Below are 13,586 nucleotides of genomic sequence, written 5' to 3'. Positions count from 1 at the left end.
CTACTTAAAAGTATCTAGTTACGCCTTTCAAAAAACAACTCCGTCGACCTAAGTCGACGGAATCAAATAAAAAAATAATTATTAGCTAGCTAATGTTGTAATTACTCACCAAAACCTGTAGCAAATAGTTCACGGATTTCGTCCATTGCTGCTTGTTCATCTTCACCATCACAGATGATTTCTACAGTTGAACCACCTTTAACCCCAGCACCAAGTAAACCCATCATACTTTTTAATTTAATTGCTTTATCATTATAAACAAGCTCAATTGATGATTTATAACGACCAGCTAATTTAACTAGTGTTGTTACAGGGCGAGCATGCAAGCCCGTTGAATTTTTTACTACCATTTGCTCTTTTAACATAATAAAGTCCTTATTTATATTTTAAATTTAAAACTATAACTGTATTTATATCATAAATTAAACGATTTTGCTCTTTTTTTGCATGTGAATTTGTATAATTTAGATAAACTAGTTTGCTTATCTAAAGTTAATATTAAAGTTAGACCCAAAAATAACGTACAAGATGAAAAAAGATCGGTGCGGCAAAACAAACAGAATCTAAACGATCGAGCACACCACCATGACCACTAATTAAATTTCCCCAATCTTTTATACCTCTATCTCGTTTGATGGCAGACATAACCAAACCGCCTAAAAAACCAAATAATGTAAGCATGAGTGAAATAAACCCTGCTTGGATAAAACTAAAAGGTGTGATCCAAAATAAGCACGCACCAATTAAACTTGCTGATAAGGTTCCTCCAATAAATCCTTCAACCGTTTTAGATGGCGATAGATTTGGAGTAATTTTATGTTTGCCAAATAATTTTCCAAACACATATTGCAACACATCTGAAAGCTCTACAACCAATAATAAAAAAGCAATCAAAAGAAGATTGCGATCCTGATAATTATCAATTGGTAATATTAATAATGCTGGTACGCAAGAAATATTATATACTGTAGTCATTAATCCCCATTGTACTTCAGCTGTTCTCTCCAAAAAATTATAAGTTGAACCAGCTATTGCCGCCAAAATGGCTAATAATAAAAAACCATAAACAGGGATAAAAATACTAAATAATCCATACCACGATATAGCAACTAAAATATATTGCAAAGGTAAAGCAATGAAATAGGCAAATACCAATGCATAAGAATCATAACGACTAGCAGGCGTTAAAATTAAAAACTCTCGTAATGCAATAGCAGATGCTACGAAAAATAGAAAAACTACCGCAAATTTTCCTATCAAGAATGCAATACCTATAACAGCCACAATTACCCACCATGCATTAATGCGAGTGATAAGATTATCAATTACATTATTTGGACTACTAAGATGCCGTTTTAATAACCAACCTATAGTAGAGGCAATAACAAGTAAAATACCAATACCAGCAAATAGTAATAAGGTATCATTTTGATAATTAGACATATTCCTTTCTCCTTATTGCTTGTCCGCTGTTAAATATGAACCAATTTTACTTTAACTGAATTACCAAGATTGAATAATGCCACTAAACCATGCTCCTATTAACAATATAATTTGTATAATCAGTGATGTTATTTGTTTTCTAAACAACCTTAATGTACCTTGTTGGCGTTCAATGATAGTTCGTTTTATTAACTGATTGGACTTAATTAAATGAAGGGTTAACAGAACATTATCTAACTCAATAAGTGTATTAGCGAGTTGTTTGTTGCGAGTAGACAAATAATTAAACAGTTGTTTATCAAATTGAATTCTTAATGTGTAATAAATCCCAATCAATCCCATAATAAAGGCAGCAAAACAAAATAAGGTTAATGGTAAAGCATCGTTAATCATCCAATTTGAGATCAATCCAAAGCATAATGCTGTAATAGTGAAAAACAACAATAATAAACCAATTAATAAACTGATAGTCAGTAATCCACAAAATATCACAAGTGATGTTTGACAATCTGTTGTTAATTTTTTTGATTCATCATGATTTAACATACTGACTTCCTTTTTTTATTTGTAAAAACCAGTCTAACAAAATTATTCGTTGCTTGGCTGTAATAACAATTGTATGACGGCGTTCTTTTACCATACTTATTGCTTCATCTAAGTTCGATGCTCTTTTAGTTAACAATAACCAAGCAATAATAGCGGTAGCACTGCGCGAATATCCCAAAGCACAACAGACTAATAATTTACCTTTTTTGTAATGCTGATTAATAATTTCAGCTGCTTGTTGACATTGTTCAATCGTCAGTGGCGTCATATCTAATACAGGGATGAGATTGTACTGACCATTAAAATGAGGAATTGGTAATTCAGCGCAAAGATCAACAATTGAGAAAAAATGATTTGTGCGCAAAGTATTATTGGAAGGTATTCTACCTAAATAAACATTATCACAAATCAAATCTACCGACTTGTTTTTAAATGTCCACAATCGTGAATTAACCCATATAATCACAAAATAAGGCAGATATAAAATAGTAACTACAAGATTAAATTTTCCATTAGTCTGTTTTTGAAAACCGACTGTGCCAACTAGTAAATAGTTTACTGAAACTAATAAAAATGCAACAGAAAACCATAATAACCACAATGCCCATGAATAAAAGTAAATAGCAATATAAAAGGAAAATGCGAACAGTAAAAAATAAACACTACTCCAAAAATACTGCTTAGGTAATTGGTAATTTTTTATTGGTGATAGACTATCATTTGGCCATAACCAAATACAGAAACACCCTACTCCGACCCCTGTAGGGACGTCAAAAAAGTGATGTTGCCAAGTTGTTAATACAGATAAAGCAATTAATAAACACCAAATATGTAAAATATAGCGCCACACACCACGAAAATAGCTAGCATAAAATTGCCATAAAATAACCAATAATGTAATGTGAAGCGATGGCGCTTGATTAAAAGGTTTATCAAATCCCATCAAAATATCAAATAATAATCCCGATAATCCATCTAATGTTGGGCGCTCAAAAGAAAACTTAAGCGGAAAAATCAAAAAACAGATAATACAAATAATCTGAGCGGATAAAAGTCGAAGACAAAGTATTTTTAGAGCTCGATGAGAGCAAACAAGTAATATTGCTAGTCCATACATAAGGTCTATCGACCAATAAGGTACGATAGACCAAGACCACAATGGAATTGAATGTTCCCATTTAAAAACTATACTTCCTACATCACTACGTGTAGAGGTAAACCAATTGGCAAAATTATAGCTAGTAAAAAAGAAAATAGCTAAACAAATTAACCATATAAACTTATAAATAGTTAGCTTATTAAATCCTAGTTTTACTTTATCCATTATTTTATTCGTTGTGCTAGCGATACAGTAAAAATCCCCCACTGATCAATACGCATTGTTATTTTTTTAAACCCAGCAGTTGCAACCAACTGATCCATTTCACGTTGAGTTCGTCTTCGCATAATCCATGGTTGACCATCACGATGTGATGTTAACGCTCTTGCTATAAATTCCAATTGAGGATGCCATGGCTGATTGGTATAAATTAAATATCCCCCTTCAGGTATTGAGTCAGCAAGGCCAGATAAAGAGTTACGTAGCAACTGATTATCACTAAACAGCTCATACAAACCAGATACAACAGCTAAAGTTGGTTTAGGTGATAATTGGGCTAGTTGCTCACGATTAAAAGCATCACCTTTTTCAAAACGTGCTATATTTACTAATCCTTTCTCTTCTATTAATGTTTGACCTGCAAGCACATTAATATCACTATAATCTCGTAGTAAAATCGAATTGGGTTTATTGGCAATTTGATTAATCGTTTCTAAAATATAACGCCCATGCCCTGCTGCTATATCAACAATATCGACAGAATAGTTCTGATCATATAATTTATTGATAGCTAGTTTTAATAGCTCTTCAAGATGTACTTTTCGTTGTCGAATTCCTCGCCAACCAATAGATTGTAAATAAACATAATCAAAAAAACGCCCCAATTTTGATGTTCCCGATGGTTCATTACGGTAAACATAGTCAAGCGTACTACCCGAATCAAATCCCGTATCGATACCAAGCCTAATTCCGTCAGATATTTTACTGACATATTTTAAATTGGCTTTAATAAACTTCCAGTATATAGGTTTAATCAAACCCGATGGAGGCATCGTTAAATTATCTGCTTCTTGCCTAGTATATCCTACAAGATCAGCATTAACTAATGGCGGTACACAAATTTGATTGGCGAAACAACCAATAATAAATCGTCTTGCACGATCGATAGCGAATTTTCGTTCTTTTTCGCCAAATGTATCATGATAAAACCCTGGGAGAATGTGAAATTCTTTTTGTTGTGTGCCCAAATTATCGTAAAACTGTCTTTGCGGTTTTCGTCTTACTACATAATCCGATCCAGAAACTAACAATTGTGTTGGGACGGTAATTGCATTTGCATCTTTAACAACACGATCTGATACTGAATATAAATCAAGCAAAAGTCGTACAGAAATAGGTCGAGTAATTAATGGGTCTTTTGTAAACGAAGTTGCTCTTTCTAAATCATGCGTTAATAAATTAGGTTTGACATAACTATTAACAAAAAAATTCCCTTTCAAATTATATAGTAATTTCAATCCTGGCACCGCTAATGGTACATATAATTTTACGCTAAAAGCTGGTGAACCTAATACCAAGGCACGAATATTTGGCACATAGTCATGTACCCATGCCGAAGCAATCACAGCACCAACACTTTGGGCTATAATAGCAATATCTTCTTGACGGAGGTTATACTCCTGCATGATGTGTTCAATGAAACAGTTAGCATCTTTAATTAATGTTGCAAAATTAGGAGCATCACCTCGCTCACCTTCTGATTGACCATTACCTCTAGCATCCCAAGCAAAGATTTGATAATCTGGTAGATTTAATTCATCAGCAAAATGTGCAACACGTCCTGAATGTTCATGCCCACGATGAAAAATGACTATTGCTTTAGGTTGATTAGCATTGCTATCAATAACAGGCCAATAGCGATAGAATAACTGACAGCCATCATAACTAATAAATGTTTTTTGTTGCTGTTGACGCATATTTCCCCTCGTTATTTTTGGACTTCTTGAATGCCATTTCGTATTCTGTTAATTACAGTACAAACAAGCAAAATACTAATGATCCATAATAGCGCATTGATGTAACTTAAAGGTAATAAATAAGTGGCAATCGCTAGACTAATTCCACCAAGCACAAATGCTCGATCGCTCTTACCCATTGGTCCATCATACCGCCGTGAAGCACCAATCATAACACCTAGCACGCCACTGTATTCTGTTAATAACGACAATAAAACCACTAAAATGACTAAATAGTTATTGACACATTCAATTTGTGTAAAAATGAGTAACAATGCGCTATCAGACACAACATCACAAATTTCGTTTAAATAAGCACCTAAATTTGATTTTTGGTAATATTCTCTTGCTAATATACCATCAATGGCATTAAGTGCCATACGGATAAACATCCATATTGGAATAAGAAAAAAAATCCATTGATATTTGGCTAATACTCCAACAATGAAAGCGATAAAAATCGATCCAAATCCAGCTATTAATGTTACTTGATTGGCTGTAAAATTTGCTTTATAAAGAGCATTGGCATATGGTCTAAGTAATGCTTGAAATTTTGGTTTTAATTGATAAATCGACAACACAACTAACTGATCCTCCTTGTAAATCCATTACTATGAATAATTTTATACATTATCACATAACCATAAGCCATTATAGTTATTAAACAATACGTTGTAATTGCGTATACTTTAATGAGCTAACCATAAAATGTAAACGATTTAGCACGTTTACTTCTCCTGCCCCATCATCAAAATCCAAATACAATAAATTAAGTTTAGGATTCAAGTCACGCATACGTTTTTCAACACCTTTTGAAACCACATGATTAGCAATACAGCCAAAAGGTTGCAAACTAATGACATTGTTAATACCATACTCAGCAAAACTCATGATGCCTGCTGGAATCAACCAGCCTTCTCCAAATTGGTTACTTAAATTAAGAATTTGTTCAGCTTTTTTTGCTATATCACGGATATTATGAAATGGTTGATAATATTTAAAATTAGCCAGAATTTGATTAGTTTTATCAATATAACGTTGTGCAATCTTCTCAAAAAAGTGTAATAAATAGGAAAGATACCTTTTCGATTCAAGGTGATTATCAATATTACTATCAAAATTTACAAAGCCTTGAACAAAAAATTCGAGCATTGGAGGTATCACTGGCTCAATGCCTTGATCAATTAACCAATCAATACTGTGTTGGTTACCAAAATTATTATATTTAACATAGATTTCACCTACAATACCAATTTGTGGGCAATTTTTGTTTAGAACTTCTACTTGGTTAAAATCAGCAACTGCTTCGGCTAATAGTGTATAAATTGCTTTATGACCTTTATACTGACTAATAGCCTGCTCTAATTTTCTTATGTAAAGATCCTTGAGTTGATCAACTTGTTGTTTTATCTTTGCTCTAGGCGCTACAGCGTAATACATTTTAGCTAATGAATCAGTAAACAACATAGCAAAAAAAGAAGTTGGCAGTGCTTTAAGCCAATTAATTTTAAAACCTGGCTGTTCACTCTGATTCATGTTCTTAAGACTAAGTGATATGATTGGTATATCTTCAAAACCATTACTAATCATGGCCTTTTTAATTAATGATAGATAACTACTTGCACGACACTGTCCCCCTGTCTGAGTAATTCCAATCGCAACTTCGTCACGATTATACTTACCAGATTGAAGAGCTTTGATAATATCGCCAACAATAATGGTTGCTGGATAGCAAATCTCGTTATTACAATATTTTAATCCCCACTCAACCGAAGTTTTATCTGGTTTTGGCAATGTTTCTAGTTTATAGCCCAATAATGCAAATACTGACGGTAAAATTGGCGAATAAAAGTCAGAAAGAAACGGAGCTAGTATCGTCCTACGCTGTTTATCTTGTTTATTAAAAATAGCTATTTTTTTACGTTCAACAGATTTTAATGGCTGTTGGTGATTCATACGGATGGATTCAATTATTGACCGCAAACGTAAGCGAACGGATCCCGTTGCTGAAATTTCATCAACACGAATAATCGTACAGGTTTTGCCTTTTGATTCTAATATCGCCTTACATTCATCGGTGACAATCGCATCAGGTCCGCAACCGAATGAATTGAGTTGAACGAATTGAATATTATTTGCTTGTTGTGCCACAAAGGTTGCCGCAGCATATAAACGATTTGGATAACTCCACTGTGAACAGATTTGTAGTTCTGGTGACAATTGATTGATCGCTCCCAATACCGAATCTTCAGTAATCACATCGCAACCAAGTGCATTTAAGATTTCGGGAGTTTTATGGTTTATTAAACTGTCACTATGATAAGGGCGCCCCGCTAAAACAAATACATAACTTCCTGTTTGTTTAGCATTATTTAAGACCTCAATTGCTTTATTATAAAGTGATTTTTTAAATTCAGATTGAGCAATTATTGCACTAGAAAATGCTTTCTCTGCCACAGCTTTATTAATACCTAACGAAGTTAAATTCTTAATACAGCCTTTTTTAAGTAATTTAATATTGGTGAAATTAACAACCGGATGATCAATTGGCAAGCCATATTTAATTTCGGGATTAATCGCACTATTTACCACTTCAGCATAACTACTGACTATTGGACAGTTATAACTATTCACAGCATTATCAAACTGCGCAGACTCAAAAACCACCATGGGCATAAAAATACGATGAACCTTTTGTTCAATAAGTTCCATAATGTGCCCATGTACCAACTTAGCAGGAAAACAAACACTATCAGACATGACTGTTCCTGCCCCTTTTTCATAAATAGCATTGGTTGAAAATGGCGAAAGAGTAACCTTAATGCCACTGTGAGTTAATAACGTATGCCAAAAAGGAAAATTTTCGTATTGCCCTAACACTCGCGGAATGCCAATATTGATTTTTGCATTAGAAGTTGAAATTGCAATACGATCAAATAACAACGCATTTTTATAATCAAACATATTAAATGAATTGTTATCTTTTTGAGGATTATTACTTAAAAAACGTTCACATTTATTGCCTGAATAATAGCGTTGCCCATTAGCAAAACGATAAATTACAATATCGCATTTATTTTCGCACCCTTTACAACGCGAAGGTTTAGCTTTGTTATCTTCGGCTTTGTATAAATTGTTTAAACCAATAAACGTTGATGCTATTGGGTTTTGTTGATAGTGATTTTTTGCTACTAATGCAGAGCCATAAGCCCCCATTAATTCAGGTATATTAGAACTCGTAATTTGTGCACCAGTTAATTGTTCTAACGCTCTAAAAACTGCTGGATTTTTAAAAGTTCCACCTTGTACCACAATATGATCACCTAGTTTTCGCATATCGTGGAGTTTTAATACTTTGTGAATCGCATTTTTTATGACTGAAAAAGCCAACCCAGCTGAAATATCACCAACGGTAGCATTCTCGCGCAAAGCTTGTTTAACTTTAGAATTCATAAAAACAGTGCATCGTGTACCTAAATCGCAAGGGCTTGTTGATTTACAAGCTGCATCAGCAAAGTCGATCGTATTAAAATTAAGTGATTTAGCAAATGTTTCAATAAACGACCCACATCCTGATGAACAAGCTTCATTAAGTTCAATATGATTAACAACACCATTGGATATAAAAATAGCTTTCATATCTTGGCCGCCGATATCCATCACAAAGCTTACCTCATGATCGATATGTTTTGCAGCGGCAAAATGCGCCATCGTTTCAACAAGTCCATCGTCAAAAGCAAAAGCTGCTTTTAATAGCTCTTCGCCATAACCTGTAACACCTGTGCGAGCAATAACAATGTTTTTGCTTGATGATGCAATTTCTTGCTTTAATTGTGTTAAACCTTTGCTTAAAGCACCAATAGAGTGACCATTATTTGGTGCATAATAGGTAAAAAGCAACTCGTCATCTTCACCAATTAAGGTAATTTTTGTAGTTGTAGATCCACTATCAATACCTAAAAAAGCGTTTTGTTTTTGATAATCAGCTAGCTTAATTTTAGGAATTTCAATATATTTTCTTTGTTTTTTCCAATCATTAAAAGACAATAATTTATTAAATAATGGATTTAATCTAAAAGACTGATTAGTGGTTATTTTTGTTGAGGCATTTAATTTTGCAATAAAATCAGTAATTGAAAGTTCAGTACGATCCAAAAGATGAATTGCAGCTCCCCAAGCCGACAATAACGTGGGATGTTCAGTTTTTACAATTTGATCTTCAGTTAGCTTTAAAGTCTCTAAAGCCGCTTTACCAAGTGTTGGAATAAATGAAAATGGTCCACCAATTAACATCACTTTTGGTACAACGTCATAACCACGCGCTAAGGTGTTAACTAACTGAATACAAACGGCATGCAAAACAGAATATGCGATATTTTCTTTTGAAACGTTACGACTAATCAGATTTTGGACATCGGTTTTAGCAAAAACACCACAACGAGAAGCGATTGGGTAAATTTGGTTGTGATTTTGGGCGAGGAGATCGAATTGTTGAACTGGAGTATTAAGTAACGTTGCCATCTGATCGATAAACGCTCCAGTTCCTCCAGCACAACTGCCATTCATACGAATATCTGGTGGACGATCTGGGAAGAAGAAGATCATCTTACTATCTTCTCCCCCTATATCAATCAATGTTCTTACTTCGGGATATTTTCGTTGCACAACTTCTGAAGCAGCTACCACTTCTTGAATAAAAGCAATCTCTGCTTTTTCCGAAATCCCCATCCCTGCCGAACCAGTCACTTTCACCGACAAGATAATATTATTGCCAAGTTTTTGTACTATCTCATCTAATAATCGCAACACAGTTGCTATAATATGGGTATTATGGCGAACATAATTGGTATAAACAAAATTGCCATGCTCATCAAGCAACACACATTTAGCTGTTGTAGAACCAACATCCAATCCTAACTTATAAAGTTTTGACATAATAAACTCACATTTAGCAAGAATATAACTGACTATCAGAAAATTAATTTTATAAATGATAATTATAGTTAAATGTTCAAATTTTTTAATAGTTCTGTTTAAAAAATATCTTTCCGCAGATAATAACAGTGTCAAAAAGTTTCAGGTAACTATACGTTTGAGTATGGTCTATAATTAAATGTCCCTAATAGTTATAAACCTTTTTCTAAACCTTGCTTAGCTATCGCAATCACATTTTTCAAATCAACACCTTGTGATTTGGCGGCAAAAATACAACCGCAATAACATTGACGATACACATCATACTCCTTGCATAATTCAATAGAGCGTTTATAACCGTTATTTTTTTTGAAATCAGAAGGCAGATAATTGACCGAAAAGATCTCTTGAATTTCAAACCCCAGTTCGTTTATTTTTTGGCTATTCTTTTTAGGGCTTAGTGTTAAAGCACTTGCAAAATAGTCAAAGCCCAATTCTTTTGCTTTAATTGCGGCCAGATCTAATCGCATTTTATAACAAATATGGCAACGCTCGCCACCTTCGGGCGCATTACGCAAATGACCAACTTGTTTAATAAATTCTGCTGGCTGATAAGGTGCTTCTAAGAATTGAACGTTATTACCTGTTTTTTGATTAAAATCAGCAATAAATTTCTGTTGCACCACACTACGGTGCTCATATTCAACTCTGGGATGGATATTAGAATTAGCAAAATAAATCGTAATATCTGCATATTGTGCTAAATACTCTAAAACATAGGTACTACAAGGTGCACAACAACTATGAATTAATAACTTTGGTCGAACTGATTCTGATTGCCAATTATTAATCACTTCTTTTAAAACAGAATCGTAATTTACTTTATTATGTGGATTTAATTTTTCGAGAATATTTTTAGCATTAATTAACATGGGGACTCATTTATTTTGTTTTCTATTTTTTGGGGTCTAGCTAACTAAGATCTTAGTCGGCCAATTATGATATAGCTATACACACTAACCTTCAAGGAAAAAACTAAAATTCTATATCTAACTTTATGAAACTGACATATTTTTATATATAACAAATGAGGTTTATCATAAAGCTAAAAAAGAAATTCAAACATATTAATACAGCTGCAAATTAGTGCCATTGATGACGTTGTTGTATCAATCAATTTTTATTTGATTATTTATAATAAATGAACTATTGCTAATTTAATTTTCTCTCCTAGCATTTGTCGACATTATCTTTTGAACATAACGTTTTTCTAAAATAAATGCGATACAAAAATAGACAATGGTTAATATCCACAAATGCCAATATTGCTGACTAAATTCGGAAAAACTTGCTCCCATTTGATTTATTTTTACTGACCCAACTATAGCTGGTACAGCTGGAAATATATAGCCAATAAAATAGAACAAAGGAGGCATCAATTCTTTTGGCCAAGATAATCCTGTAACAAAAAAGATAATCATACTTGACGGTATAATTAAGCAAAACACATCACTTACCGTATGGACAAAATGTGAAACAATTTTACCTAATAACGAAGTGGACAAAATAAAAGGAAGAATAAATAGTAAGGATACAGATAGATGACTTAGGCGCGGTAAGTCATACCAATAGTTAGCAAATACGGTATAAATAATAAAATAGATTAAATAAAGCACTAAATAAGTCAATAATTTACCAGAAAGCAGGAATAATGCCGATGAAACCGTGTGATTCTGTTTATTAATAAAGGCTATTTCAAAATCAGAATTTTTACTAAATAGACGGCATAAAATACTACCGATAAATAATGTCTGATTTAAGATCAAAATAAAAGCGGCTGGAATAATATAGGTTGCATATCCTGATTGAGGATTAAATAAACTAATTAACTGGCTATTAAAAGGAGAAACATTATTATTTGCCACTGCAGGATCGATACCTTGCGCTATTTTGCGTGAAATTGAAATTTTAGCGCCAAAATTACTGGCAACGGTATTAATGGCGGTAGCAACATTACTATAAATTAAAATATAGCTCGCATCGCCATAATATGACACTGGGCTAGTTTTTCCTTCTAATATATTCTTTTGAAAACGGTAAGGTATGAGTACAACTCCATATATTTTACGTTCTTCGATAAGTTTTTTAGCCGTTTCTAAGTCTGCAATATGTAAGTCTATATTGATGGACTTATTAGCATTAAGTTGTCTTACTAGATCTCGACTGTAATTGGTATTATCTTGGTCAATAACAGCAATAGGAACATCTCGGATTGCTTCATGTAAATAAGGTTGTGGGTAAAAGATGAAATAGATAAATATTCCCACAAACATAACGCTAACTATCGCTTTGGTTTGGAAAATTCGTTTTAATTCATCATAGGAAGTTAATAGTAAAGATTTAATCATATCAACCGCCTACGGATCTTTCGTAAAAAAAGATAAACAAGAATAGCCATAACACTTAATTGGATCACTAAATAAACAAACGGTTGTAAGGAAGTTACTATATTTGGCGATCTTAATGTTTGATCAAGACGAATTTGTATATACCATGTTACAGGTAATAAAGCACTCCAAATATAAGCAAAGGTATTCATTGCAATCCGAGGGAAAATAAGCCCAGTAAATCCAAACGCTGGTGATGCTACTAAGCTTGCAGTGCCATAAGCTTGTGCTAGTGTTGATCCCGTTAAACCAAAGAAAATGCCATACAAACATGAAGTCAAAATAAAGCCTATATCACCAAGTATAAGCAATATTAAATGTCCATTTAAAGGTAAATTAAAATTAGCAATTAAAACGGTATCAAATAGAATCAAGCAAAATAAAAAATAGATAAAATAAGGAATAATGCGTCCTAATAAAAAGATAAAAATATTATGATTAGCTAATTTTAATATTTGCTGATACCCCGTTCCAGTAAAACGATCACGAGTAATACTAGTAACCATGGCCATCATAATAATGATTTGTAATATAGTAGGAATTAAACCACTAATTAACGTATATAGATAATTTAAAGTTGGATTATATAAAGGATGTAAACTTGTCGGTATAGTTTGCATTTGGCTTTGTGCAACTGGTGAAGCAATTCCTTTTTCTAATAATCCTTGCAATACTATTTGACTATTTGCTGTTTTCAATGCGGAACTCATCGCCCGAAAAATAATCGTTCCAGCTGACATATACTGATTATTATAAAAAGCGACAACTTCTGGCTGATGACCAGCTATAAGATCTTTTTCAAACTCATGCTGAATGAAAAGCACAGCATAAACATCACCTTTAATCAACGCATGTTTAGCTGAGGTAAGATCTTGATAACGTTCAGCTACCTGTAGCTGAGGTGAAGCAGCAACTTGTTGAATCAATAAGCGAGATGATTTGGTTGTATCTTGATCAACAACAGCAATAGGTACCTGAGTAATAACACCGGCATGGTACATATAAACAAATAAAAAAATAAATAATAAAGGATAGATGAAAACTAATAAACACAAAATACGTTGTTTAATTAATTTACGAAGTTCCCATCCAATTACTTGAAATAGCCGGTGATACATTAAT

The 13,586-nt window shown here is 33.2% G+C and carries 10 protein-coding genes; all 10 read right to left on the bottom strand.

The window, feature by feature from the left end; translation table 11 throughout:
- Positions 1–101: 101 nt before the first annotated feature.
- On the bottom strand, positions 102–365 hold the full coding sequence (locus B9N71_RS02790; RefSeq protein ID WP_034913021.1) for an HPr family phosphocarrier protein: 264 nt from the start codon (positions 363–365) through the stop codon (positions 102–104).
- Between the two features lie 139 nt (positions 366–504).
- On the bottom strand, positions 505–1,443 hold the full coding sequence (locus tag B9N71_RS02785; protein WP_065609502.1) for a phosphatidate cytidylyltransferase: 939 nt from the start codon (positions 1,441–1,443) through the stop codon (positions 505–507).
- A 60-nt stretch (positions 1,444–1,503) separates the two neighbouring features.
- Positions 1,504–1,989, bottom strand: coding sequence for a hypothetical protein (locus B9N71_RS02780; protein WP_065609500.1), 486 nt, complete (start codon positions 1,987–1,989; stop codon positions 1,504–1,506).
- Positions 1,976–3,313 carry a phosphatase PAP2/dual specificity phosphatase family protein gene (locus B9N71_RS02775; RefSeq protein WP_085164032.1) on the bottom strand — a complete coding sequence of 446 codons (1,338 nt, stop codon included), beginning with the start codon at positions 3,311–3,313 and terminating at the stop codon, positions 1,976–1,978. Before B9N71_RS02775 ends, B9N71_RS02780 begins: the two co-directional genes overlap by 14 nt.
- The gene (locus tag B9N71_RS02770) at positions 3,313–5,064 is read right to left on the bottom strand and encodes a bifunctional alpha/beta hydrolase/class I SAM-dependent methyltransferase (RefSeq protein WP_085164031.1); all 1,752 of its coding nucleotides are present in this window, start codon (positions 5,062–5,064) and stop codon (positions 3,313–3,315) included. Before B9N71_RS02770 ends, B9N71_RS02775 begins: the two co-directional genes overlap by 1 nt.
- Positions 5,065–5,075: 11 nt before the next feature.
- A complete protein-coding gene (locus tag B9N71_RS02765; RefSeq protein ID WP_065560077.1) occupies positions 5,076–5,684 on the bottom strand; it encodes a CDP-alcohol phosphatidyltransferase family protein in 609 nt (202 codons plus the stop codon).
- Between the two features lie 79 nt (positions 5,685–5,763).
- On the bottom strand, positions 5,764–10,038 hold the full coding sequence (locus B9N71_RS02760; protein ID WP_085164030.1) for an acyl-CoA dehydratase activase-related protein: 4,275 nt from the start codon (positions 10,036–10,038) through the stop codon (positions 5,764–5,766).
- A gap of 191 nt (positions 10,039–10,229) precedes the next feature.
- Positions 10,230–10,949, bottom strand: coding sequence for an epoxyqueuosine reductase QueH (locus tag B9N71_RS02755; RefSeq protein ID WP_085164029.1), 720 nt, complete (start codon positions 10,947–10,949; stop codon positions 10,230–10,232).
- Between the two features lie 285 nt (positions 10,950–11,234).
- Entirely contained in the window at positions 11,235–12,425 is a 1,191-nt protein-coding gene (locus B9N71_RS02750) for an ABC transporter permease (protein ID WP_085164028.1), read from the bottom strand.
- A complete protein-coding gene (locus B9N71_RS02745; RefSeq protein WP_065590981.1) occupies positions 12,422–13,582 on the bottom strand; it encodes an ABC transporter permease in 1,161 nt (386 codons plus the stop codon). Before B9N71_RS02745 ends, B9N71_RS02750 begins: the two co-directional genes overlap by 4 nt.
- Positions 13,583–13,586 lie beyond the last annotated feature (4 nt).

This window comes from Gilliamella bombi, assembly GCF_900103255.1.
Taxonomy (GTDB): Bacteria; Pseudomonadota; Gammaproteobacteria; order Enterobacterales; family Orbaceae; genus Gilliamella; species Gilliamella bombi.
The sequence above is the reverse complement of the archived record's forward strand: the minus strand, read 5'-3'. Positions and strand labels throughout refer to the sequence as shown.